Origin of the sequence: Ectothiorhodospira shaposhnikovii (assembly GCF_047222355.1) — a bacterium.
GTDB lineage: Bacteria > Pseudomonadota > Gammaproteobacteria > Ectothiorhodospirales > Ectothiorhodospiraceae > Ectothiorhodospira.
On the sequence record NZ_CP178333.1, the window covers coordinates 2,033,422 to 2,058,382 of the forward strand.

Annotated in this window: 22 protein-coding genes; 12 read left to right on the forward strand and 10 right to left on the reverse strand. The window is 64.6% G+C overall.

Annotated features, from left to right (window positions below; translation table 11 throughout):
- The first annotated feature begins 212 nt into the window (after window positions 1–212).
- The 5 genes from ACLF6L_RS09280 to ACLF6L_RS09300 all read left to right on the forward strand — a co-directional run bounded on the left by ACLF6L_RS09280 (window position 213) and on the right by ACLF6L_RS09300 (window position 5,930).
- Complete coding sequence (locus ACLF6L_RS09280) at window positions 213–1,634, forward strand: form I ribulose bisphosphate carboxylase large subunit (RefSeq protein WP_008932609.1); 1,422 nt, start codon at window positions 213–215, stop codon at window positions 1,632–1,634.
- Between the two features lie 64 nt (window positions 1,635–1,698).
- Entirely contained in the window at window positions 1,699–2,031 is a 333-nt protein-coding gene (locus tag ACLF6L_RS09285; RefSeq protein ID WP_008932608.1) for a ribulose bisphosphate carboxylase small subunit, read from the forward strand.
- A 65-nt stretch (window positions 2,032–2,096) separates the two neighbouring features.
- Entirely contained in the window at window positions 2,097–2,900 is an 804-nt protein-coding gene (locus tag ACLF6L_RS09290; RefSeq protein WP_008932607.1) for a CbbQ/NirQ/NorQ/GpvN family protein, read from the forward strand.
- A 29-nt stretch (window positions 2,901–2,929) separates the two neighbouring features.
- Window positions 2,930–5,248, forward strand: a complete 2,319-nt coding sequence (locus ACLF6L_RS09295; RefSeq protein WP_412851532.1) for a nitric oxide reductase activation protein NorD — start codon at window positions 2,930–2,932, stop codon at window positions 5,246–5,248.
- Window positions 5,249–5,264: 16 nt separating this feature from the next.
- A complete protein-coding gene (locus ACLF6L_RS09300; protein WP_238617898.1) occupies window positions 5,265–5,930 on the forward strand; it encodes a trimeric intracellular cation channel family protein in 666 nt (221 codons plus the stop codon).
- On the opposite strand, the gene ACLF6L_RS09305 is transcribed toward ACLF6L_RS09300, so the two are convergent.
- The 3 genes from ACLF6L_RS09305 to ACLF6L_RS09315 are packed head-to-tail and all read right to left on the reverse strand — an operon-like array spanning window position 5,927 to window position 10,374.
- Window positions 5,927–7,264, reverse strand: coding sequence for a replication-associated recombination protein A (locus ACLF6L_RS09305; protein WP_412851533.1), 1,338 nt, complete (start codon window positions 7,262–7,264; stop codon window positions 5,927–5,929). The two genes, ACLF6L_RS09300 and ACLF6L_RS09305, sit on opposite strands and share 4 nt — an antisense overlap.
- 22 nt (window positions 7,265–7,286) lie before the next feature.
- A complete protein-coding gene (gene lolA, locus ACLF6L_RS09310) occupies window positions 7,287–7,916 on the reverse strand; it encodes an outer membrane lipoprotein chaperone LolA (protein WP_238617900.1) in 630 nt (209 codons plus the stop codon).
- Window positions 7,917–7,923: 7 nt separating this feature from the next.
- Window positions 7,924–10,374, reverse strand: a complete 2,451-nt coding sequence (locus ACLF6L_RS09315) for a DNA translocase FtsK 4TM domain-containing protein (protein WP_412851534.1) — start codon at window positions 10,372–10,374, stop codon at window positions 7,924–7,926.
- Window positions 10,375–10,579: 205 nt separating this feature from the next.
- On the opposite strand from ACLF6L_RS09315, the gene trxB reads away from it, so the two are divergent.
- The 3 genes from trxB (at window position 10,580) to aat (ending at window position 13,556) form a co-directional block, all read left to right on the forward strand.
- Window positions 10,580–11,530 (forward strand): thioredoxin-disulfide reductase, encoded by a 951-nt coding sequence (gene trxB / locus ACLF6L_RS09320; RefSeq protein ID WP_238617902.1) that lies wholly within the window; start codon window positions 10,580–10,582, stop codon window positions 11,528–11,530.
- 75 nt (window positions 11,531–11,605) lie between these two features.
- Window positions 11,606–12,778, forward strand: coding sequence for a GNAT family N-acetyltransferase (locus tag ACLF6L_RS09325; protein ID WP_412851535.1), 1,173 nt, complete (start codon window positions 11,606–11,608; stop codon window positions 12,776–12,778).
- A 34-nt stretch (window positions 12,779–12,812) separates the two neighbouring features.
- Entirely contained in the window at window positions 12,813–13,556 is a 744-nt protein-coding gene (aat, locus tag ACLF6L_RS09330; protein WP_238617904.1) for a leucyl/phenylalanyl-tRNA--protein transferase, read from the forward strand.
- Here aat and minE read toward each other — a convergent pair whose 3' ends face one another.
- Genes minE through minC form a run of 3 tightly spaced genes read right to left on the reverse strand, consistent with a single transcriptional unit; the run spans window position 13,557 to window position 15,422 of the window.
- Window positions 13,557–13,829, reverse strand: a complete 273-nt coding sequence (gene minE / locus ACLF6L_RS09335; RefSeq protein ID WP_008932599.1) for a cell division topological specificity factor MinE — start codon at window positions 13,827–13,829, stop codon at window positions 13,557–13,559.
- On the reverse strand, window positions 13,829–14,638 hold the full coding sequence (gene minD / locus ACLF6L_RS09340) for a septum site-determining protein MinD (protein ID WP_238617905.1): 810 nt from the start codon (window positions 14,636–14,638) through the stop codon (window positions 13,829–13,831). The genes minE and minD overlap by 1 nt, the downstream gene beginning before the upstream one ends.
- 28 nt (window positions 14,639–14,666) lie before the next feature.
- Window positions 14,667–15,422, reverse strand: a complete 756-nt coding sequence (gene minC, locus ACLF6L_RS09345) for a septum site-determining protein MinC (RefSeq protein WP_412851536.1) — start codon at window positions 15,420–15,422, stop codon at window positions 14,667–14,669.
- A gap of 229 nt (window positions 15,423–15,651) precedes the next feature.
- On the opposite strand from minC, the gene ACLF6L_RS09350 reads away from it, so the two are divergent.
- The 4 genes from ACLF6L_RS09350 to ACLF6L_RS09365 all read left to right on the forward strand — a co-directional run bounded on the left by ACLF6L_RS09350 (window position 15,652) and on the right by ACLF6L_RS09365 (window position 19,320).
- A complete protein-coding gene (locus tag ACLF6L_RS09350; protein WP_238617907.1) occupies window positions 15,652–17,022 on the forward strand; it encodes an NAD(P)/FAD-dependent oxidoreductase in 1,371 nt (456 codons plus the stop codon).
- 46 nt (window positions 17,023–17,068) lie between these two features.
- The gene (locus tag ACLF6L_RS09355; RefSeq protein ID WP_412851537.1) at window positions 17,069–17,518 is read left to right on the forward strand and encodes a hypothetical protein; all 450 of its coding nucleotides are present in this window, start codon (window positions 17,069–17,071) and stop codon (window positions 17,516–17,518) included.
- 75 nt (window positions 17,519–17,593) lie between these two features.
- Entirely contained in the window at window positions 17,594–18,022 is a 429-nt protein-coding gene (locus tag ACLF6L_RS09360; RefSeq protein ID WP_238617909.1) for a secondary thiamine-phosphate synthase enzyme YjbQ, read from the forward strand.
- Between the two features lie 5 nt (window positions 18,023–18,027).
- A complete protein-coding gene (locus ACLF6L_RS09365) occupies window positions 18,028–19,320 on the forward strand; it encodes a RuBisCO large subunit C-terminal-like domain-containing protein (RefSeq protein ID WP_412851538.1) in 1,293 nt (430 codons plus the stop codon).
- Here the strand turns inward: ACLF6L_RS09365 and ACLF6L_RS09370 are convergent.
- From ACLF6L_RS09370 to ACLF6L_RS09385, 4 genes are all read right to left on the reverse strand, one after another.
- Window positions 19,314–20,894, reverse strand: a complete 1,581-nt coding sequence (locus ACLF6L_RS09370; RefSeq protein WP_238617911.1) for a PAS domain-containing methyl-accepting chemotaxis protein — start codon at window positions 20,892–20,894, stop codon at window positions 19,314–19,316. The genes ACLF6L_RS09365 and ACLF6L_RS09370 overlap by 7 nt on opposite strands.
- Before the next feature lie 57 nt (window positions 20,895–20,951).
- Window positions 20,952–22,532 (reverse strand): PAS domain-containing methyl-accepting chemotaxis protein, encoded by a 1,581-nt coding sequence (locus tag ACLF6L_RS09375; RefSeq protein WP_238617912.1) that lies wholly within the window; start codon window positions 22,530–22,532, stop codon window positions 20,952–20,954.
- Window positions 22,533–22,640: 108 nt separating this feature from the next.
- Window positions 22,641–23,216, reverse strand: coding sequence for an NnrU family protein (locus ACLF6L_RS09380; RefSeq protein ID WP_238617913.1), 576 nt, complete (start codon window positions 23,214–23,216; stop codon window positions 22,641–22,643).
- 69 nt (window positions 23,217–23,285) lie between these two features.
- Window positions 23,286–24,932, reverse strand: a complete 1,647-nt coding sequence (locus ACLF6L_RS09385) for a DUF342 domain-containing protein (RefSeq protein ID WP_238617914.1) — start codon at window positions 24,930–24,932, stop codon at window positions 23,286–23,288.
- Window positions 24,933–24,961: the final 29 nt, after the last annotated feature.

Below are 24,961 nucleotides of genomic sequence, written 5' to 3' on the forward strand. Positions count from 1 at the left end.
CCCGCTTTCGCGGGAGTGACGGGCATGGACCCCACCCTGATCCTCACTCAATAAACCATAAGTTATAACTTATACATACAATCATCATAATTGATTATCTATTATACCCATAGATCATGTAGTCTCTTGTCTATCGGATTTGAGTACGCTTTACCCACGACCCGGCTTGACCCGGGACGTGGTTCAAAACATCAAGCCCAAAGGAGTCGATGATGGCAGTCAAGACCTACAGTGCCGGTGTGAAAGAGTACCGCCAGACCTACTGGACCCCGGAATACACCCCCCGGGATACCGACATCCTCGCCTGCTTCAAGGTGACCCCGCAACCGGGCGTGGATCGCGAGGAAGCCGCCGCCGCGGTGGCCGCCGAATCCTCCACCGGTACCTGGACCACCGTGTGGACCGACCTGCTCACCGACCTGGATCACTACAAGGGTCGCGCCTACCACATCGAGGACGTGCCCGGCGACGACGAGTGCTTCTACGCCTTTATCGCCTACCCCATCGACCTGTTCGAGGAAGGCTCGATGGTGAACGTGTTCACCTCCCTGGTGGGCAACGTGTTCGGCTTCAAGGCCGTGCGCGCCCTGCGTCTGGAAGATGTGCGCTTCCCCATCGCCTACGTCATGACCTGCGGCGGTCCGCCCCACGGCATTCAGGTGGAACGGGACATCATGAACAAGTACGGCCGTCCCCTGCTGGGCTGCACCATCAAGCCCAAGCTGGGTCTGTCCGCCAAGAACTACGGCCGCGCCGTGTACGAATGCCTGCGCGGCGGCCTAGACTTCACCAAGGACGACGAGAACGTCAACTCCCAGCCCTTCATGCGCTGGCGCCAGCGCTTCGACTTCGTCATGGAGGCCATCAACAAGGCCGAGATGGAAACCGGTGAGCGCAAGGGCCACTACCTGAACGTGACCGCCCCCACCCCGGAAGAGATGTACAAGCGGGCCGAGTACGCCAAGGAAATCGGCGCCCCCATCATCATGCACGACTACATCACCGGCGGCTTCTGCGCCAACACGGGTCTGGCCAACTGGTGCCGCGAGAACGGCATGCTGCTGCACATCCACCGCGCCATGCACGCGGTCATGGACCGTCATCCCCGCCACGGCATCCACTTCCGGGTGCTGGCCAAGATCCTGCGCCTGTCCGGCGGTGACCACCTGCACACCGGCACCGTGGTGGGCAAGCTGGAAGGCGACCGCGCCGCCACCATGGGCTGGATCGATCTGCTGCGCGAGTCCTACATCAAGGAAGACCGCTCCCGCGGCATCTTCTTCGATCAGGACTGGGGCGCCATGCCCGGTGTCTTCGCCGTGGCCTCCGGCGGCATCCACGTCTGGCACATGCCGTCCCTGGTCACCATCTTCGGTGACGACTCGGTACTGCAGTTCGGTGGTGGCACCCTGGGTCACCCCTGGGGCAACGCCGCCGGCGCTTCCGCCAACCGCGTGGCCCTGGAAGCCTGTGTGCAGGCCCGCAACGAAGGACGTGAACTGGAGAAGGAAGGCAAGGACATCCTCATCGCCGCCGCTCAGCACAGCCCTGAACTCAAGATCGCCATGGAAACCTGGAAGGAGATCAAGTTCGAGTTCGATACCGTGGACAAGCTGGACGTGCAGCACCGCTAAGCGGCCTTGCCGGGGGCGGCCGTCGGGCCGCCCCGCCCCCAGACACTGAACAGAGGATAAGACCATGTCCGAGATCCAGAGCTTCAAGCAGTCCGAAAAGTACGAAACCTTCTCCTATCTGCCGCAGATGACCGCCGACCAGGTGCGCAAGCAGGTGGAATACATGATCAGCAAGGGCTGGAACCCGGCCATCGAGCACAGCGAACCGGAAAATGCCTTCGGCTCCTTCTGGTACATGTGGAAGCTGCCCATGTTCGGCGAGCAGTCGGTGGAAACGGTGCTGGCCGAAGTGGAGGCTTGCAAGAACGAGCATCCCGATCATCTGGTGCGCGTGATCGGCTATGACAACTTCGCCCAGTGCCAGGGAACGTCCTTCGTCGTCCATCGCGGCGAGTAAGCTTTCCCCTCACCCCAACCCCTCTCCCCTTGGGGAGAGGGGCCTTGGTTCTCCGGGAGTGACTCATGCACGACACCATCCGCGATTATCAGATCAAGGAAGAACCCTACTACCGCGCCGTCGGTGATGAAGTGGCCCTGTACGAGGCCGCCTATGCCGTGCGCATGCCCATGATGCTCAAGGGCCCCACCGGCTGCGGCAAGACCCGGTTTGTGGAATACATGGCCTGGAAGCTGGGCAAGCCCCTGATCACCGTGGCCTGCAACGAGGACATGACCGCTTCGGACCTGGTGGGCCGCTATCTGCTGGATGCCGACGGCACCCGCTGGCAGGACGGTCCCCTCACCCTGGCCGCCCGCCATGGCGCCATCTGCTACCTGGACGAAGTGGTGGAAGCCCGTCAGGACACGGTGGTGGTGATCCATCCCCTCACCGACAACCGCCGGGTGCTGCCGCTGGAAAAGAAGGGCGAACTGGTGCGCGCCCATCCCGACTTCCAGCTGGTCATCTCCTACAACCCCGGCTACCAGAGCCTGATGAAGGATCTCAAGCAGTCCACCAAGCAGCGTTTCGGTGCCCTGGACTTCGATTACCCGGAAGCGGGCCTGGAGGCGGAGATCGTCGCCCATGAAACCGGCATCGCCACCGACACGGCGAAGAAGCTGGTGAGCGTGGCGGAACGGGCCAGGAACCTGAAGGGCCACGGCCTGGATGAAGGCATCTCCACCCGCATGCTGGTCCATGCCGGTTCCTTGATCGCCCGCGACGTGGAACCCCTGGCCGCCTGCCGCATGGCCCTGGTGCGTCCCCTCACCGACGATCCGGACATGCGCGACGCCCTGGACGCGGCGGTCACCACCTTTTTCTGATGCCCTGACACGGGAGGAGGATCAGGCCCATGAGCGTCCATCTGGAAGACTACCCCGAACTGCTGGAGGACCTGGGCGGTCATGCCGTCGAGGTGCTGGAATCGGCCTGGCAGGAAGCGGTGCGCAGCTTCAGCTCCACGGGCCTGAAAAACTACTACATGGAAGGCGCCCGCGCCCTCCACGCCCTGGGTAAGGGCACCGAACCCGTGGCGGCCTTCATCCAGGAGAGCCCCGTGGTGGCCCGGGAACTGGGGGAAGACGCGGTGATGGACCTGATCGAGAGCGTCATCAAGCTCTCGTCCAAGACCAGCGGCGCGGTCATCAGCCTGGTGATCGCCACCAGCCCGGTGGCCTCCCGACGACTGGCGGACCCCACCCTGTTCAAGGGGTATCTGCGTCTGCTGGACAATCTGGTGGCCCAGGTGCCCCGAGGGGTGCGGCCCATGCTGGAACACCTGGACCCGTTGCTCACCCATCTCACCCTGGGGGGACTGCGGCGCTGGGCCCTGTGGGGGGCCAAGGTCCATGGTCGGGACTTCAAGGCCCAGACCGCCTATTTCGGGCTGGAGACGCCCGAATCCCGCTCGGTGTTCCAGAACGAGCGGCGCGGCACCCTGTTCGTGGACGTGCAGCGACGGATCAACATGTATCTGCGTGCCCTCTGGGCCAGGGACTTTTTCCTGCGCCCCACCAGCGGCGACTTCGAATCCCGCGAGGGGATGCGCCCCTTCATCGACGGTTTCACCCTCTATGTACCCGATGCCTATGACGACGGGTTCGGTATCGGCGGCCTGCAGATCTATCGGGCCACGGCGGCCCACGGGGCGGCCCATCTGGTCCACAGCCGCAGCCCCATGCCGGCGGACGATCCCGGTGGCCTCACCGGCCTGCTGGTGGGGCTGTTCGAGGATGCCCGGGTGGAGGCCCTGGCCCTGGCCGCCTTCCCCGGACTGCGCCAGCTCTGGCTGCCCATGCATGTGACCGGACCCGAGGACGGCGACGGTACCACCGCCCTGCTGGGCCGCACCGCCCGCGCCCTGCTGGACCCGGACTACGAGGATCCGCACCCCTTCGTGCAGCGGGCGCGGGCCCGGTTCGATGACGCCGCCGCGGACCTGACCCGCCACGGCCTGGCCTGGGACCTGGCCCATCAATTGGCGCCGGCCTTCCCCACCGACGAACCCTTCAGCACTCGTCATCACCACATCCCGGTGCTGTACCGGGATGACAACCGGTATCTGTGGACCCTGGGCGAGCAGGACGACGTGGACCTGATCCGTCTTTGGGAACGACCCCAGGTGCGGCGCAACGTCACCCTCATGGAAATGGTCAACGGACTGGACGTGCCCTTTGCCGGGGATGACGCCCAGGAGATCTGGACCCTGAGCACGGAGTTCTTCTGCGACGAGGAAGACATCAGCCTCAACGAGAAGGAAGGCAAGCCGCCGGTGTCGGCCCCGTTCCATTACCCGGAATGGGATTACCAGATGCAGCTGGAGCGCCCCCACTGGTGCACCCTGCTGGAGCGCCGTCCCCGGACCGGGGACCCGGCCGAGATCGACGCGGTGGCGCAACGGCACAAGCCGTTGATCAGCCGCCTGAAATACCTGATCGAGGCAATGCAGCCCCAGGGCGTGCAGCGCTATCGGCGCCAGCCGGACGGGGACGAACTGGATCTGAACGCGGTGGTGGAGTCCCTGGTGGATCTGCGCATGGGACGACAGCCGGACACCCGGGTGCATATCCGCACCGAGCGCAAGGTGCGGGACCTGTCGGTCCTGGTGCTGATCGACCTGTCCGAATCCACCAACGACAAGGTGCGCGGCACCGACAGCACGGTGCTGGATCTGGCCCGGGAGGCCACGGCGCTGCTGGCGGGGGCCTTGGCGAAGATCGGCGATCCCTTTGCCATTCACGGCTTTGATTCCGATGGCCGTCATGATGTGGAGTATTACCGGTTCAAGGATTTCGACGCCCCCTATGACGACACCGTGAAGGCCCGTCTGGCGGGGATGACGGGGCAGATGTCCACCCGCATGGGCGCGGCGATCCGTCATGCCGGGGAGCATCTGCGGCGGCAACCCTCGCGGCGCAAGCTGCTGCTGATCGTGACGGACGGGGAGCCGGCGGATACGGACGTGCGGGATCCCCAGTATCTGCGCCAGGATGCCAAGCATGCGGTGGAGGAAGTGGCCAAGCACGGGGTCTACAGTTTCTGCATGAGCCTGGACCCCCACGCGGATGACTATGTGGAGCGGATCTTCGGGGCGCGGCGCTACATGGTGGTGGATCATGTGGCCCGACTGCCGGAAACCCTGCCGATGCTCTATGCCGGACTGACCCGATAAGGATTATACTCCGGGCATGACTCCCGAAAGCTTCGCCCTTCCCGCCTACTTCGATCTGGGCGCCGTCTTCGTCTTTGCCCTGTCCGGCGTGGTGGTGGCCATGCGCAAGGGGTATGACCTGATCGGCATGTTCTTCCTTGCCCTGGTCACCGGGGCAGGCGGGGGACTCCTGCGGGACGGGCTGTTCCTGCAACAGGGGCTGCCGGTATTGCTCACCGATCCGGGCTATCTGGCCGCCATCGGCGCCGCCACTCTGATCGGACTGGTGTTCGGCGAACGGCCCTGGTACACCCGTCGCGGGGTGGCCATCATCGACGCCGCCGGGATCGGCGGCTTTGCCGTGGTGGGCATCGAACGCTCCCTGGAGGCCGGGCTGGGACTGCCCGCCGCCCTGCTGGTGGGGGTGCTCAACGGGGTGGGCGGCAGCCTGATCCGGGACGTGATCGCCGGTGATCCGCCCCTGATCCTCAAGCCCGGTCAGTTCTATGCCCTGGCGGTCCTGGTGGGCGGCACCGCCTACCTGGCCATGACCCAGTGGCTGTCGGTGCCGGTGGTGGCGGCGGCCTGGGTGACGATCCTGATCACCTTTGCCCTGCGCATGGCCTCCATCGAATTCAACTGGAGCACCCGAGCGGTGCACCGGGAGGGCCTGGTACGGTACCTGAAGCGGCGCCGGCCCTAATCCTTGCCGCCGCGCCGGCTTGCCTCGTTGCGCCGGCGCAGATCCAGCAGCTTCTCCCGGATCCGGATCTCCAGACCCCGTTCCACCGGCTGGTAATAGCGGGGCTCCCCCATGCCGTCCGGAAAATAGCACTCCCCGGCGGCAAAACCGTCCACCTCGTCATGGGCGTACCGGTAGCCCTTGCCGTAATCCAGCGACTTCATCAGCCGGGTGGGCGCGTTGCGCAGATGCAGGGGCACCTCCAGGGTCCCCCGCTGCCGGGCATCGGCCATGGCGGCCCCATAGGCCGCATAGACCGCGTTGCTCTTGGCGGCACAGGCCAGATAGATCACCGCCTGAGCCAGGGTCAGCTCCCCTTCCGGACTGCCCAGGCGCTCGTACACATCCCAGGCCTCCAGGGCCAGGGTCAGCGCCCGGGGATCGGCGTTGCCGATGTCCTCGCTGGCCATGCGCACAATCCGCCGGGCCAGATAGACGGGGTCGCAGCCGCCATCGAGCATGCGGCAGAACCAGTACAGCGCCGCGTCCGGGTCACTGCCCCGCACCGATTTGTGCAGGGCGGAAATCTGGTCGTAGAACAGCTCCCCGCCCTTGTCGAAGCGACGCAGGCCCTGACTGGTCACCTCCTTGAGAGTGTCTTCGGTGATCACGGCACCCTCCCCCCCTTCCGGGGCCAGGTCGGCGGCGATCTCCAACAGGTTCAGGGCACGCCGGGCATCACCGTCGGCCAACTCCGCCAGCAGGTCGCGCAGGGACGGCGCCATGGTCAGGTGGCGCCGGCCCAGGCCGTGGGTCTCGTCGTCCAGGGCCCGGTCGATGATGGCGCGGATGTCCGCCGCCTCCAGCCCCTTGAGCACGTAGGTCCGCACCCGGGACAACAGGGCGTTGTTGAGTTCGAAGGAGGGATTTTCCGTGGTGGCACCGATGAAGGCGATGGTGCCGTCTTCCACGTGGGGCAGGAAGGCATCCTGCTGGGACTTGTTGAAGCGATGGACCTCGTCCACGAACAACAGCGTGGCCCGGCCCTCGTCCCGGCGGGTCTCCCGGGCCTGGTCCACCGCGGCGCGGATGTCCTTGACCCCGGACAGCACGGCGGACAGGGTGATGAATCTCGCGCCGCAATAGTTGGCGATGAGCCGGGCCAGGGTGGTCTTGCCGGTGCCGGGCGGCCCCCAGAAGACCATGGAATGCAGCCGGTCCTCCTCGATGGCCCGGCGCAGGGGCTTGCCCGGTGCCAGCAGATGCTGCTGCCCCATGTACTCCTCCAGCCGCCGGGGACGCATGCGATCCGCCAGGGGACGGTCGGGGGCCGGGGTGGAAAAGAAATCGGTCATGGAGGCCGGGCAGCCGCGGTGCTCAGTTCCTCATCACATCCACCCCGGCCGGCGGCTCGAAGCGGAAACGGGCATCGGGGATGCGGGGGTTGAGCCGCATATCTTCAAAGCGGATGCGGGTCTGCTGACCGAACTGGTCATAGAGCACCATCATCCGCACGGTGCGCTCGTCCAGGCCGATGAGAATGCGCTGGAAATCGGTGTCGCCCGAATGGGGGGTCAGGGCCAGCCAGCTCAGCCCCTGATGGGTACCCTCGGAGGCCACCTTGAAATCATTTTCCAGCGCCCGGGGTTCGGACAACAACATGATGGGGGTACGCCCCAGCACGGCGTCCATCTCCTGCACCGTGGCCTGGGCCAGGTCTTCGTCGTAGGTCCACAGATACTGGCCGTCGGCCACGATCTGCTGGTTGTAGGGGGTCTGGTAGTCCCAGCGGAACTGGCCGGGACGCTTGAGATAGACCTTGCCCTGGGCGTGCTGCAGGACCTCGTCCCGCTCGTTGATGACCATCTGTTCGAACACCGCCTCGAAACTGGTCATCTCCTGGAAGAAGTGATCCAGTCGGGCACGGGCATCGTCCGCCAGCACCGGCGACAGGCTCAGGCAGGCGGTCAGCATCAGGGCAAACAGGGCTCGCATGGGTGTTGGCATCTCGTTTTCAGTCCTGGGGTGCCGGCGCCAGCACTTCCCGGTTGCCGTTGGATTGCAGCGCGCTCACCACGCCGGCTGCCTCCATGTCCTCGATCATCCGGGCGGCCCGGTTGTAACCGATCTTGAGGCGGCGCTGTACATAGGAAATGGATGCCTTGCGGGATTCCAGCACGATGGCCACCGCCTGATCGTACAGGGGGTCGCTCTCCTCGCCGGAATCCACCGGCTCCAGTCCTGGTACGACCGCAGCGCCGGATTCCGGTTCCTCCAGCACATCGTCCAGGTAATCCGGCTCGCCCTGGGCCTTGAGGAAGTCCACCACGTGATGGACCTCGTGGTCCGCCACGAAGGCCCCGTGCAGACGCACCGGATGCCCGCTGCCCGGGGGCAGGTAGAGCATGTCGCCGTGCCCCAGCAGCTGCTCCGCGCCCATCTGATCCAGAATGGTGCGCGAATCCACCCGGGAGGACACCTGGAAGGCGATGCGGGTGGGGATGTTGGCCTTGATGAGACCGGTGATCACGTCCACCGAGGGGCGCTGGGTGGCCAGGATCAGGTGAATCCCCGCCGCCCGCGCCTTCTGGGCCAGACGGGCGATGAGTTCCTCCACCTTCTTGCCCACCACCATCATCATGTCGGCAAACTCGTCCACCACGATGACGATGAACGGCAACGGCTTGAGTTCCGGCGGCGGTGCCTCCGGATCGAAGGCGGTCTGTGGATTGTAGAACGGGTCCGGGATGGGTTCACCGGCGGCGATGGCGTCCTTGATCTTGCGGTTGAAACCGGCCAGGTTGCGCACGCCCATCTGGGACATGAGCTTGTAGCGACGCTCCATTTCCGCCACCCCCCAGCGCAGGGCGTTGGAGGCGTCCTTCATGTCGGTGACCACGGGGGCCAGCAAATGGGGGATGCCCTCGTACACCGATAGCTCCAGCATCTTCGGATCGATGAGGATCAGACGGACCTCGTCGGGATGGGCCTTGAACAGCAGCGAGAGCAGCATGGCGTTGATGCCCACGGACTTGCCCGAGCCGGTGGTGCCGGCCACCAGCAGATGGGGCATCTTGGCCAGATCGGCCACCACCGCGTGGCCGCTGATGTCCTTGCCCAGGGCCAGGGTGAGGGCGGAACCGGCCTTTTCGAATACCGGCGCCCGGAAGATCTCCGACAGGCTCACCAGTTCCCGTTTCTGGTTGGGTATTTCCAGGCCCACGGTGGACTTGCCCGGAATGACCTCCACGATGCGGACACTGATCACCGACAGGGCCCGGGCCAGGTCCTTGGACAGCCCGGAGATCCGGCTCACCTTCAGGCCCGGTGCCGGCTGCAGTTCAAACCGGGTGATCACCGGTCCCGGATGCACCTCCACCACGTCCACCTGGACCCCGAAGTCCCGCAGTTTTTCCTCCACCTGCCGGGACATGAAGTGCAGGTCTTCCTCGGTATAGCCCCCTTCCTGCGGCTTGGGGGCATCGAGCAGATCCAGGCTCGGGAAGGCGTCCGGGGGGATCTCGCCGACGCCGAACAGGGAAGGTTGTCGCTTCGGCGCGGGGGGTTTGGGCGGGGTGATGGGCGTGGGCAGCACCGCTTCCAGGACCGGTTCCACCCGGGCCTTGATCTTCGGCGCCGGTTTTTCCGCCTCCTGCGGCGCCTGCACTTCCTGCAGGGTGTCGATCCGGGGTTCCACCTTGGGCTGGGACCGCGGGCGCGGGGCTTCCGGGTCCGCGGCGGCGGCCCTGACGGCGTTTTCCCTGGCTTCCCGTTCCTTGCGGGCCTTGCGCCCGGCATGGCGCTCCCGGGCCGTGGCGATCCATTCCAGGGTCCAATCCACCCCCTGGAGGGTGTAGCGCCCCAGCCGGTCCATCAGGGACAACCAGGACAGCCCGGTGAGCAGGGTCACGCCGGTCAGGAACAGGGCCAGCAGGAACAGGGTGACGCCCAGCAGGTGAAAGATCGGTACCAGCCCCTCGCCGATCACCTCGCCCAGGATGCCGCCGGCATTCATGGGCAACGCGCCCGGCAAAAAGTGCAGGGTCGCCAGACCACAGCCGGCGGCCAGGGTGATGACAAACCCCAGCCAGCGCACGCCCAGGGCATGCAGGTCCAGCTCACCGGTATCCTTGCGGCCGCGAAAGACCAGCCAGCCGCTGTAGGCCACCACCACCGGCGCCAGATAGGCCAGATAGCCGAAGAGATGGAAGAACACATCGGCAAACCAGGCCCCCGCCCTGCCCCCCAGGTTGGTGACCTTCATGCCGGTCCCGGTCTGGGACCAGCCGGGGTCGGTGGGGCTGTAGCTGGCCAGGGCGATGAACAGGTAGGCGGCCGCCGCCGTCAGCACCAGCAGGGTGCCCTCGCGCAGGGCACGGCGCAGATGGGCGCTGATGGGTCGCGGTGCGGAAGCAGGCTTGCGGGCGGGCTTGTCCGCCGTTTTCTTGGATTTTGCTCTGGCCAATGGTCAGGTCGTGTCAGGGGCTTGAGTGTGAGAGTCAGGGTAAGCCGTCGAGTTTAACCCCTTGAAGGGTTTCCAGTCCCTTTTTTGGGACTTCGCGTCGGTATTGTACATCCTGCCGGGGACTTGGCGCCGCCGGGGCTTCAAAGTAGATTAGGCGGCTCGGATTTTGACCGCATCCTTCATTTCCCCAGGAGAACCGTTTCCCATGACTGCCCCCAGACACTGCCGCCTGCTCATTCTCGGCTCCGGCCCCGCCGGATATACCGCTGCAGTGTACGCTGCCCGTGCCAACCTCAAGCCGGTCATGATCACCGGTCTGCAGCAGGGTGGCCAGCTCACCACCACCACGGAAGTGGACAACTGGCCCGGGGACGACCAGGGGGTACAGGGGCCGGAACTCATGGAGCGGATGAAACGCCACGCGGAACGCTTCAATACCGAGATCATCTTCGATCACATCCATACCGCCGACCTGAAGCAGCGTCCCTTCACCCTCACCGGCGATACCGGCACCTATACCTGTGATGCCCTCATCATCGCCACCGGGGCCTCGGCCATGTACCTGGGGCTGCCCTCCGAGGAGGCCTTCAAGGGCCGGGGCGTCTCCGCCTGCGCCACCTGTGACGGTTTTTTCTATCGCGGCCAGAAGGTGGCGGTGATCGGCGGCGGCAACACCGCCGTGGAAGAGGCCCTGTACCTGTCCAACATCGCCGAGCATGTCACCCTGGTGCACCGTCGGGACAAGTTGCGGGCGGAGAAGATCATGCAGGATCATCTGTTCGAGAAGGAACGCCAGGGCAAGGTGAGCATCGAGTGGAATCATGTGCTGGACGAGGTCCTGGGCGACAATCTGGGCGTGACCGGCATGCGAATCAAGGACGTGCAGTCCGGGCAGACCCGGGATGTGGCGCTGCAGGGGATCTTCATCGCCATCGGCCACAAGCCCAATACCGACCTGTTTCAGGGCCAGCTGGAGATGAACAATGGATACATTCGGGTGAAAAGTGGTCTGGATGGTAATGCCACGGCCACCAGTGTGCCGGGGGTGTTTGCCGCCGGGGATGTGATGGACCATGTCTATCGTCAGGCGGTGACCTCGGCCGGTTCCGGCTGCATGGCGGCCCTGGATGCGGAGCGTTTCCTGGAAGGCGGTTGAGGGTGCCGCGGGCGCGGCCCTCCACGGGGAATGCTTCACCCGCACGGTAAGCCCATTCCACTCGGAGGCTTCATCATGGATCACCCGGGCGTGCTGGAATGCCGCATCAGCGATGACCTGTCCGCCCTGCCCGCCGCCGAGTGGGATGCCCTGGGCGGGCGGGATGAGCCCTTCCTCAGCCATGCCTTCCTCTGTGCCCTGGAACGCCATGACTGCCTGGGCAGCCGGTTCGGCTGGTATCCCCGGCATGTCACCCTGCACCAGCCGGGCGGTGAACTGGTCGCCGCCCTGCCCCTCTACATCAAGACCAACAACTACGGCGAGTTCGTCTTCGACTGGGCCTGGGAACAGGCCTGGCGCCAGTCAGGACTGAACTACTACCCCAAACTGGTCTGCTCGATCCCCTATACCCCGGCCACCGGCACCCGCCTGCTGGTCCACCCCGACCATGACCGGAAGGCCCTGCAACAGGTACTGATCCAGCAGGCCATCGAGCTGACCCATGCGGGCGAGTTGTCCGGACTGCATGTGCTGTTTCCGGAACACGAGGACAGCCGGGCGCTGCAGGCGGCCGGCCTGACCCTGCGCATGGGCTGCCAGTACCACTGGCATAATGAGAATTACCGGGATTTCGACGATTTTATACAACGTTTCAGCGCCAAGAAGCGCAAGAACGTCCGGCGTGAACGGCGCCGGGTGCAAGAACAGGGGCTGGATATCCGGGTACTGCACGGTGACGAGGTGAACCAGGACCTATGGGCGGTGTTCCACCACTTTTATGTGAGCACCTTCGAACGCAAGATGGGGATTCCGACCCTGAGCCTGGGCTTTTTTCAGGAAACCGGCCGCACCCTGGGACGACAGGTGGTCATGTTCCTGGCGGAAGAGGACGGCGAACCGGTGGCGGCGGCCCTGTGCTACCGGGGCAAGGACACCCTCTACGGCCGCTACTGGGGCTGCATCCGGGATTACGATGCCCTGCATTTTGAAGCCTGTTACTACCAGGGCATCGACTACTGCATCCAACAGGGTCTGGCGAGGTTTGAGCCGGGCGCCCAGGGAGAACACAAGATCAGTCGGGGTTTTCTGCCCACCCGGACCTGGTCGGGACACTGGATTGCCCATCCGGGACTCAGGGGCGCGGTGGCCGCATTCTGTCAGCGGGAGCAGGCGGCGATGGCAATCCAGTGCGAACAGCTGATGCGCCTGTCGCCGTTCCGGGTGGAAGCGGACTCCGGCTCGGGTTAGGCTGTGTCTCGGACACCCAAAGGGATCACGGACCATGTCTGGCAACAACGATATGCATTCCCTCACCTGGCTGCACCCCGGACAGAGCGATGAGCCGTTTCCGCCGGTGGAGCGCGCCCTGCGTGAGCCCAACGGCCTGTTGGCCGCCGGCGGCGACCTGAGCCTGCCCAGGCTGCTCAATGCCTACCGTCACGGCATCTTTCCCTGGTACGAGGCGGGTCAGCCCATCCTCTGGTGGTCGCCGGACCCCCGCACCATCCTCTACCCTTCCCAGGTGAAGGTGAGCCGCAGCCTGGGCAAGGTCCTGCGCGGACATCGCTTCCAGGTGACCTTCGACCAGGCCTTCACCGATGTCATCAAGGGGTGCGCGGGCCCTCGGCGCGGGGTTCACGGCACCTGGATCACCTACGGGATGCAGCAGGCCTTCATCCAGCTGCACCATACCGGACACGCCCATTCAGTGGAGGTCTGGGAAGATGACGTACTGGTGGGAGGACTCTATGGAGTGAGCATGGGGCGGGTTTTCTTCGGTGAGTCCATGTTCAGCCAGGTGCCGGATGCCTCCAAAGTGGCCCTGGTCACCCTGTGCCGTCATCTCGATCACTGGGGATATCCGCTGCTGGACTGTCAGACCCCTTCCGAGCACCTGACCCGCATGGGAGCGATACCCATGTCACGGCAGCGCTTCACCACCCGGCTGCAGCAGCTGTGCTCGGTGCCCAGCCGCCCCGGCCCCTGGGCAGTGGAGCTGGAGCCGGGGGCCGCCACCAGGCCATGACTACCCCTGTCGTTCAGGCTCGGACAAGGTGATGTTGACCTCCAGAATCTCGCAATCGCCCTGATTTTCCAGACTCATCTGCACCGCCTCGTCCCCCACCTGAACATACTTGCGGATGACTTCCAGCAATTCCCGGTGCAAGGCCGGCAGATAGTCGGGGCCTGAGCGGTGGCTCCGCTCCCGTGCCACGATCACCTGCAGGCGTTCCTTGGCCACCTTGGCGCTGCCCTGTCGGGGTGAACGAAAGTAATTGAAAATGCCTTTCATGGCCATTAACCCCTGAACAGGCGTCCGAAGAGACCCTTCTTCTGCGTGGTGAGGAAACGGTGCGGGCGGTCTTCGCCCAGAAAACGGGCCACCGCGTCACGATAGGCCTGTCCGGCGTCGGACTCTTCGTCCAGAATCACCGGCATGCCCGCATTGGAGGCATTGAGCACCGACTGGGATTCGGGAATCACCCCCAGCATGTCGATGGACAGGATCTCGGTGACATCATCCACACTGAGCATCTCGCCCCTTTCCACCCGCTCGGGGGAATAACGGGTCAGCAGCAGCTTGGCCGGCAAGGGACCTTCGCCCCGCTCCGCCTTGCGGGTCTTGCTGGAGAGGATGCCCAGCATCCGGTCCGAGTCACGGACGCTGGAGACCTCGGGATTGGTCACCACGATGGCCTCATCGGCAAAATAGGCGGCCATCATGGCCCCCCGCTCGATGCCGGCCGGGCTGTCGCAGACGATATAGTCGAATTCCTGACTCAGCTCATCCAGCACCTTTTCCACCCCTTCCTCCGTCAGGGCGTCCTTGTCACGGGTCTGGGAGGCGGGCAGGATGAACAGGTTGTCCGTGCGCTTGTCCTTGATCAGGGCCTGGCGCAGATTGGCATCACCGTTGATCACGTTGACGAAATCATAGACCACCCGCCGCTCGCACCCCATGATGAGATCCAGGTTGCGCAGACCCACGTCAAAGTCGATGACGGCGGTTTTGTGGCCTTCCAGGGCCAGGCCGGTGGCCACGGCCGCCGAGGTCGTGGTCTTACCGACGCCACCCTTGCCTGAGGTAATTACTACAATGCGTGCCATATAGCCTGCATCTCCTTGAAATTCTGCGCTAGATTTCCGAAATGTTGATGGTCTCGCCGGCCAGGGTCACCAGCCTGTGATCTCCCCGTTCGGCATCAAGGATATCCTCCGCGATCCGATAATGCCCGGCAATGGATACCAGTTCCGCATCCAGGCGCCGGCAGAAGATTCTTGCCCCCGTCATGCCGCGGACCCCGGCCAGGGCCTTGCCCCGCAGGGTGCCGTAAACATGGATATGCCCGTCGGCCAGCAGCTCGGCCCCCGCCGACACCGTCCCCAGGACGATCAGATCGCCCCCCCGGGCATAGACCTGCTGGCCGGAACGCACCGGCTGATTCACCACCAGCGAAGCCGTATGCAGCGCCTGCACCGGTGCCGATTCCTGATGTGCGGCGGGGGCGGGTTCGTTCGCGGGCTCGGCCTGCGGGGAAGGGGCGACACGGAGCGGTATCTCGCCCCCCTTGCCGCCCAGGACGATCAGTGGCAGCCCCACCCTGGAGGCGACGGACTGGGCCGCGGTCCCCTGCTGCAATCCGATAAGCTTGAATCCCCGCCCGCGCACGGTCTCGATCACCTGCGTCAGGGTCTCCACCGAGGTGTCCGCCAGGTGCTCCAGGTCCACCAGCAGGGGCATGTCCCGCATCAGCTCGAGGGCCTCCCGCATGCGGGCATTCAGCGCCTCGTTCAGTCGATGGGTATCCGCATCATGCAGCCGAAGAATGGATACCAGGATCATGCGCCCCTTGAGTTCAATGGGCTGGATGGGACTGGGATTGGCATTCATAAAGGTCGTTCCGCGAAGCCGGGCCGCAAGGGCCCGCCGGTTATGAAGACGTGGATTGGGGATCTGGCGCATCATTGTAACGGTTCGGAGGATTCAACGCGCCGGCAACATGTTAATATACTTATAATCTATCCAATAAAGCATCGACCCAGTCGAGCAACCGCCCTGTCGGCAGGCACGGAAAGTCCGTTGCGGCCGTCCACCAAGCAGGAATGGAGATGAAGCAAAGATGAGCAGCCAAGATGACAAGCACGCAAAAGACGCGGTTGAGCGTGCCCTGAAGCACTCCGGTCTCTCGCGCCGGGATTTCCTCAAGCTTTCCGGCGGTGGCGCCCTGCTGGCGGGGGCCGCCGTGGGCACCGGCGGCATGATGTATCCAGCCGCCGCCCGGGCCGTTCCCACCAACGCCCGCATCGTCATCGTCGGTGCCGGTGCCGCCGGTCTCTCCTGCGCCACCCGACTGGCCCGGGAACTGGATGGGGCGGACATCACCCTGATCGATCGCCGTCAGGACCATTATTACCAGCCCGGCCTGACCCTGGTGGGTACCGGCGTCTGGCAGACGGAAAAGCTCCTGGACCGGAACCGGCGCTACGTCCCCTCCAGTGTCAACTGGGTTCACGACATGGTCGCCGAATACGATCCGGACAACAACCGGGTGGTGACCGAAACCGGTCGCACCATCGACTATGACTTCCTCATGGTGGCCACCGGACTGCAGGTCAACTACACCGCCATTGACGGCATGTCGGAGAATCTCATCGGTCACCGGGGCGTGGGCTGCGTCTATGACAAGCCGGAACTGGCCGAGCGCACCTGGCAGGCCGTCGACCATTTCGTGAACGAGGGCGGCATCGGCCTGTTCACCCGCCCGCGGGGTGACATGAAATGCGCCGGCGCCCCGCTCAAGGTGGCCATGCTCACGGAAAGCCGCATGAAGGAACGGGGCACCCGGGATCGCGCCGAGATGCACTACCTGCCCCCCGGTACCGGCCTGTTTTCCCAGCCCCACACCGACGACTTCCTGCGCAAGAACTTCCCCGAACGGGGTATCCATATCCACTGGGATCACCCCCTCAAGGCCATCGACCCCGAGCGCAAGACCGCCACCTTTGCCACCCCCCTGGGTGACGAGACCCTGGATTACGATTTCATCCACGTGGTGCCGCCCATGAGCGCCCCCGATTCCCTGCGCAACAGTGAGCTGGCGGCCCGCGAGGTTCCCTTCACCGGTTGGCTGGAGGTGGACCGCTTCACCCTGCAGCACAAGCGCTATCCCAATGTGTTCGGTGCCGGCGACATCAACGGTGTCCCCATCGGCAAGACCGCCGCCAGCGTCAAGGCCCAGGTGCCGGTGGCGGTGGAGAACATGATCCGGACCATTCAGGGCAGTCAGCTCAACGCGGCTTACGACGGCTATACCTCCTGCCCCCTGATCACCGAGTTGGGTCAGGCCATCCTGGTGGAGTTCGATTACGACCTGAAGATGAAGCCGTCCTTTCCCTTCATCAGCCCCTATCAGGAGCACTGGGTGCCCTGGGTCATGAAGGACCGCCTGTTGCTGGCCGCCTACCGGGCCATGCTCCGGGGCCGTATCTGAGGCGCCGTCATGACTTTTTCAGAACATTTTTAGAGAGGAATCGGCAATGGCATTTTCAATCCTGGGGTTATTGGCAGTGGTCCTGGAGTTCTTCCGGGGCTGGCTGTGGTTTATCGGGCTGTTCCTGCTGCTGGACTTTGCACTGACCTTCTATTTCCTCAAGCGCTCCGCGGGTTGCAAGACCTGCTGGGTCCTGCCGGCCTATGTGACCGTCGGCTTCGGGGTCTTCATCTTCGTGCTGGCCATGATCACCCTGCCGACCATCACCAAGTCCAGCTGGGCGGCCCTGTCCGGCATCGACTATCTGGCCCTGATCGGCGCCAGCATCGGCTTCGGCGCCCTGTTCGCGATCCTGGCCTTCCCCTTCATGCTGAACCTGCTGGGGATTCGTTCCAGACCCAGGCCCACCAGCCAGGCGACGCGCACCGAAACGCCCTCCCAACCCCAAGCCTCGCCTCAGCCCCAGCCCGCCATGGCGGAAAAGGTCGCGGACTGACCACCCGCTGGATATCTCGCCTCGGTCGGGTTACGCTTCGGCATCCCGACCGAGACCGAGAGCCGTCCGCCGACGATGAAGATCTCACACCACGATATCCGCCTTCGCACCGAGGCCCCCATCCAGATCATCGATGTCACCCAGCAGGTGAAGGACCTCTTCGCGGATAGCGGCATCCGCAACGGCATCTGCACCGTGATCTCCCGTCACACCACCGCCTGCGTGAATCTCAACGAGCAGGAACCCATGCTGCAGCGGGACATGCTCACCCACCTCAAGCGCCTGGTGCCCCGTGACGGCGACTACCTTCACAACGAAAACCCCGTGGACGGCCGGGACAACGCCCATTCCCATCTCATGGGACTGTTCATGAACGCCTCCGAGACCATCCCCATCGTGGACGGCGCGCTGATTTTGGGCACCTGGCAGTCCATCTTCTTCATCGAACTGGACGGTCCTCGCCCCGAGCGCCGTCTGACCGTACATTTCATGGGAACCGACTAAAGCCGATGCAGCCCGCCGACATTGAAGGTTTCTTCGCCGATCCCGCCGATCTGGATCTGAACCGCTATCTGATCCTGGACTACGAACTGGAATGCGTGGGTGACCCGCGCCTGGCGGTGGCCCACCTGTGCAGCGAACAGTCCACCGCCCAGTGGAAGCGGGTGGATGTGGACGAGGACCTGCGTCCCCGGTTCGCGGCCAAGGCGATCAAGATGGAAATACTGGAAGAGCGGGAAGCCCTGAGCTATCCGGTCACCCATGCCGCCGAAGGGCGTATTTTCGCCTGCCGGGTCCGCATCGCCCATCCCCACGAAAACTTCGGCCCCCGCATTCCCAACCTGCTGTCGGCGGTCTGCGGCGAAGGCCCGTTCTTCACCCCGGGCATCCCGCTGATCAAGCTGATGGACATCCACTTCCCCGAGGTCTTCCTCAGGGCCTTCCAGGGTCCGAAGTTCGGGGTGCAGGGGCTGCGTGACCTGCTCCATGCCCATGACCGCCCCATCTTTCTGGGCGTGATCAAACCCAACATCGGACTGCCGCCGGAGGCGTTCTCGGCGATTGCCCGCGAGGCCTGGCTGGGCGGCCTGGACATTGCCAAGGACGACGAGATGCTGGCCGATCCGGACTGGTCCCCGCTGGAGGCGCGCTGCCGCCATCTGGGCGAGGCCCGGCGCCGGGCCGAGCAGGAAACCGGCACGCCCAAGATGTACATGGCCAACATCACCGACGAGGTGGATCGTCTGACCGAGCTTCACGACATCGCCGTGACCCGGGGTGCCAATGCCCTACTGGTGAACGCCATGCCGGTGGGTCTGTCCGCGGTGCGGATGCTGCGCAAGCACACCCAGGTCCCCCTGTTCGGGCACTTTCCCTTCATTGCCGCCTTCAGCCGCCTGCCCCACTACGGCATCCACTCCCGGGTCATCACCCGGCTGCAGCGTCTGGCCGGCTATGACTCGGTGATCATGCCGGGTTTCGGGCCACGCATGATGACCAGCGACGAGGAGGTCATGGCCAATGTCCGCGCCTGCCTGGAAGACATGGGCCCCATCAAGCCCTGCCTGCCGGTGCCCGGCGGCAGCGATTCCGCCGCCACCCTGCAGCGGGTGTACGAGAAGGTGGGCAGCGTGGACTTTGGTTTCGTGCCGGGACGCGGTGTATTCGGCCATGCCATGGGTCCCCGCGGTGGTGCCGCCAGCATCCGGCAGGCCTGGGATGCCCTGGCCCGGGGGGTGCCGGTGCCGGAACAGGCCCGGCAACACCCGGAGCTGGCGGCGGCACTCAAGCAGTTTCAGTGAATCCGGTCCCAGAACTGCATTGCCAGCAATTCCAGATGCCGTGACAGGTCCGCCAGTTCACCGGCGGCCTGTTCGATCTTGAGAATGGCATCGGCGTTTTCTTCCGCGCTGTGACGGATGTTCGTGACACTGCGGTTGATGTCTTCGCTCACGGCACTTTGCTGATCCACCGCCGTGGCGATCTGGATGCTCATTTCGGTGATGGCGCCTACGCTGCGGGTAATGGCCTCCAGGGATTCGGCGGCCTCTTCCGCCTGGATCACGCAGCGCTCGGCCTGCTCCCGGCTCTGCCCCATCACCTGCACCGATGACTCGGCGCCGGCCTGGAGCTTCTCGATCATGTCCTGGATCTCCTGGGTGGACTTCTGGGTTCGCGAGGCCAGGCTGCGCACCTCATCGGCCACCACCGCAAATCCCCGCCCTTCCTCGCCGGCCCGAGCCGCCTCGATGGCCGCGTTGAGGGCCAGCAGGTTGGTCTGTTCCGCGATCCCCTGGATCACCTCCACCACCTTGCTGATCTCGTTACTGCGCGTCTGCAGGTCATGAATCACCTGGGTTGCCCGGTCCACCTCCCGGGACAGGTGACCGATGGCGGCGCCGGTTTCCACCACCAGTCGGCGCCCTGAGACGGCACCCTCATCGGCATGTTCGGCGGATTGCGCGGTATGTCGGGCACTGGATGCCACTTCCTGCACACTGGCGGACATCTGGTTGACGGCGGTGGCCACCTGTTCCGTCTCCGCCTGCTGGGCCATGATCGACTTGCGGGAGTGCTCCACGCTGGTCACCATCTCCCGGGTCTGCTCGGACAGACGCTTGGCGGCTTCCGCCACGCGCCCCACCGCCGCCCCCGTCTCGGCCGCCAGCATGCGCAGCGCAAAGTCGATCTCCCCGTATTCATCGGTGCGGCCGGTATAGACAAACTGGCAGAGCGGGTTGTGAACCACCACCCGCGCACGCTGCTGCAATCGGGCCAGGGGGGATACCCCGAACCAGGCCCATGTCCCGGCCAGCACGCCGAACCCGGCCGTTGGTGCCAGCACCTGCGCGGCCGACCCACCCGCGAAAAGCCCCATTACCCCGCCCACCGCCGCGGCGGCGAGGATCAGCATCGGCAGACGAACCCGCACCCCGGGCAACGGCCATCGGAGTGCCCGGGGCAGCCTGCCGGCCATGACCTGGGCATAGACGGCTTCCGCCCGTTCCACCAGCGCCCTGTCGGGGCGGGTACGCACGGACTGGTATTCCACCACCCGGCCATCCTTGCGAATCGGGGTGACATAGGCGTTGACCCAGTAGTGATCACCGTTCTTGCAGCGGTTCTTGACCACCCCCATCCAGCTTCTGCCGGCCTTGAGCGAATCCCAAAGATTCTGGAATGCGGCCGGCGGCATGTCGGGATGGCGCAGGATATTGTGGTTCTTGTTCAGCAGTTCGGCTTCCGTATAGCCGCTGATCTCGATGAAATCCCCATTGACGTCCGTGATGATGCCCTTGAGATCGGTGGTCGAAAGAATATTGACCTGGCTGGAAAAGGTCTTCTCCCTTCCTGTGACCGGCAGATTCTTCTTCATGGCAATTCTCGGTGATGTAGTGGAGGTCGGCCCGACAAATCCGGAACGACGGCCTGCTCACTGCTTTTTGTCCCAGAAGTGCGCCGCAAGCAGTCGCAGCTCCGAGGCCAGACCGGCCACTCCCACCGCCAGCGCCTCGATACTGCGGCTGTCCCGGGCGTTGCTGTCAGCGGCCTCCCGAATGCGGGTGATGCTGCGATTGATTTCCTCGCTGACCAGACTCTGCTCGTTCACCGCCGTGGCAATCTGGGTACTCATGTCCGTGATGGACTTCACGTCACGGGTGATGGCCTCCAACGCGGCGGCGGCGTCCCGGGCCTGATTCACGCTCTTTTCCGCCTGTTGCAGGCTCTCCTGCATCACGCTCACCGAAGAACGAGCGCCTGCCTGCAGCTTCTGTATCATGGCCTGAATCTCCTGGGTGGAGTTCTGGGTCCGGGTGGCCAGGCTGCGCACCTCATCGGCCACCACGGCAAATCCCCGGCCATGCTCGCCGGCACGCGCGGCCTCGATGGCCGCGTTCAGGGCCAGCAGATTGGTCTGCTCCGCAATGCCCCGGATGACATCCAGCACGGCACTGATCTGACTGCTGCTGTGTTCCAGGGCCTGGATCACGGTCGTGGCGTGCCGCACCTCCCGGGCCAGATGCAGGATCGAGTCCTCGGTGGAGGCAACCACCTGCCGGCCGTGACTGGAATTGCCGTCCGCCACGTCCGCCGCCTCCGCGGTGCTGCGGGCATTGTGGGCAACCTCCTGGACGCTGGCGGCCATCTCGTTCACGGCTGTCGCCACCTGGTCCGTTTCCGCCTGCTGACGCAGGATCTGTGCGGTGGCAGCCTGTACGGTATCGACCATGTGATCCGCCTGGCGGGCCAGGCGGGTGGCATCGTCGGCCACCCGACCGACCGCCGCGCCCCGCTCCGATTCGAGCATGCGCAGGGCAAACTCGATTTCGCCGAACACGTCCCGTCGTCCGGTGTAGACATATTGGCCCAGGGGATTGACGGCAACGGCTCGCGCCTTGTCCCGCAGTGCCGACAGGGGCTGCAACTGCCAACCGGCCAACGCCAGTGCCAGTGCCGTGGCGGGCCCCAGCGTGAACAGGGCGATCGATACCGGCGTCCCCAGCCACAAGGCACCCAGCAGCGTCGCCATGCCGGCCAGGGCAATGCCCGTGAGCAGACGCAGATGCACGGAAATGGCGGGGAGTTTCAGGGCAATGGGGGGCTTGCCGGCCAAGATGCGGGCATAGATGTCGGTCGCCCGGCTGACCAGATCCCGTTGGGGGTGGGTCCTGACGGACTGGTACTCCTGTACCTTGCCGTTTTGCAGGATCGGCATGACGAAGGCGCTGACCCAGTAGTGATCGCCGTTCTTGCACCGGTTCTTCACCATCCCCATCCAGGCCCGTCCGGCCTTGAGGCTGGACCACAGGTCCGAAAATGCCTCGGGGGGCATCTCGGGATGACGTACGATGTTGTGATTCTTGCCCAGCAGTTCGTCTTCGGTAAAACCGCAGATGGTGATGAAGTCATCGTTGACGTAACTGATGGCACCCTTGAGATCCGTGGTGGAAAGAATGTTGGCTTTGTCCCCGAAGGACTGTTCCCTGCCGGTGATAGGGAAGTTTTTTTTCATATCGCGAATTCGGATCCCGTAACGGAAGACAAGCTTGCAACCCGTGAAGCTCGGGGCTCCCCTTCGGCCCGGCGGGCATGGACCGGAGGGGAGAGCCGGGTCCGGGCCTTACTTGACGGGCACCCCGATCAGCCACTCGTGCAGGAAGAAGGCAAAGATCAGGTAGCCCGCCAGACCGGCCACGACCGTGATGGCGGTTCCTTTCAGGTTAGCGGCAGCAACCGTGGAACCCTGAGCCTGATCACGCTGGCGCAGGGAACGGAAGCACAGCACGGACCATACCAGGAAGGCACCGAACAGCAGGATGTCCGCCAGCATGCCGTTGGCCAGCAGATGCCCGAAGGCCCAGGCCTTGACGGCGATGACCATGGGGTGCTTTACGGCTGCCTTGATGTGATTGCCCGGCACGAAGGCCGCCGCCAGGATGATGAAGGCCAGCAGGGACAAAAGGGCCGTCACGTGGTGCAGCCAGATAGGCGGATACCAGATGACGATGGGGCTCAGCCGGGCCATGCCGTAGCCCCAGATGATGAGAATGAAGCCGATCAGGGACACCGCCCCGGCAAAGGCCATCCAGCCCTTTTCTCCCCACTGCCGAATGCGGGCACTGCGCCAATCGTCGGCAAAGATGCGCAGGGAATGAATCCCCAGAAACATCGCCAGACCAAGGATGAGTACGATCACGGTTATTCCTTCCTGTGTTGGATTTTGACGGTAAAAGCGGGGGAATTCTAACCGAATTTGCTGAAATGCTTATGCTGGGGCATGATCCAGCATCAACTCGCCTTCCCGTAGCAGAAAGACACCGCCGACCGATTCCGATTCCATGCGCCGCGGCTTGTCCCCGACCCAGACCTCCACGCCGGGATAGATCCGTTGCCTGACCAGAATGCAGGCCCCTTCGCAGCGCCCCAGCTGCGCCGTCAGGCTGTCCTTTTCCAGCCCCAGATCCCGGATATGGCCCTGGGCCTCGACCAGGGTATTGGCCGCCCGGCGCTGAAAATCCGCCGCCACCCGCTCGGGATGGTGTCTGGCGAACTGCAGACTGCGGGAGAGTTCTTCCGCCAGATGGGTCTGTTGCTCGATGCGCTGTTCCAGGGCCTGGAGTTGGTCCCGCAACTCGGGATCGGCGCCCACCACCACCTGGGTATGAGGGCCCGTGGGCGAGCCCAGCAGGAGGCATTCGATCAGTTCCCGGGCACGCACCACCCCGCCCACGATCTGGCCCTTGCGCGCCCCCGTGCCACCCACCACCACGGTATGGGCCGCACTGATCCAGCAATGGACAACCTGCTCCTGAACCACCACTTGGGCGGCCTGAACCCGCGCATTCTCCAGAAAATGGGCGCTGACCGTGCCGAGGGCCTTGAGCGATGCCGTGGGCTTGGTCTTGCCTTCCTCCTGTTCATCCGGATGCAGCTGGCCCACCACGCCGTGCCGGATCCGGATATCCCCGCCGGCCTCTAGCACGGCACCCTCCACCATGCCGTTGACGATGATGTCACCGCTGGCGGTCACCTTCATGCCGGACACCACGTCACCCCGGATCAGGACACTGCCCTCGAAGGCGAGATTGCCCGAGGAGAGATCCACTCTGTCGACCTGAAGGGATTCTTCGACCATGACACCCCGGGGCACGACCACCGGCGCACCGGCGATGGTCGCCACCAGCAGATCGGGGTCATCGGGATCGGGGGCGACATTGCGCAGTGAACCGGCAAAGGCCAGTTCCCGACCGGGCCGGGCCGGGACGATCTGACCCAGCAGGTTCGTGCCGGACGTACCCGACGTGGCGGCATGCCGACGCATCAGGGGGGTACCGGGACTGACCTGGGGCACCTCCCCCAGATCCCGGTAATCGGCCCGTCCTCGCTCATCGATATGAGGCATGCGGCGGCGGGCCTTGGGGATCAGGGATTCAAACTCCGTGTCCCGACCGTGAACCGGAGGCGTGGCCCGGGCAATGATCGCTTCCGCGGGCGCCAGGCGGCCCGCCTGCAGGGTATCGAACAGGACGGCCTCATCCAGGCCGTGGATGATGCCCTGCGCGTTGATGGCTTGGCGGACGGCGTCCTCGGAAACCGCCAGCCCACCTCTGGGAGGTGTGACACGCAAGGTGGCGGCCTGTTTGCGCGCATCCAGGGTGAGCCTGAAACTGCCGTCCATGCGGCGGGCAACGGGAAACTCCCGTCCGGCAAGCTCGGCCGCCTCATTGGCCAGGGCCTCCAGCAACAGGGACATCTCCCTTGGGTCAACGGCCCAGTCACCAAATCCGGCTTCCGCCAGGGCGGCGGTCAGCCGGGATTCATCCACCTCGTGCCGGCGCTCCGGATCAATCACGCCCACAAAAAGACGACCCGTTGCATCGTCCACGCGAAACGCCAGTCCGGCCGAAGTCATATCCTGTCCCGTCGCCATGTCTATGGAAC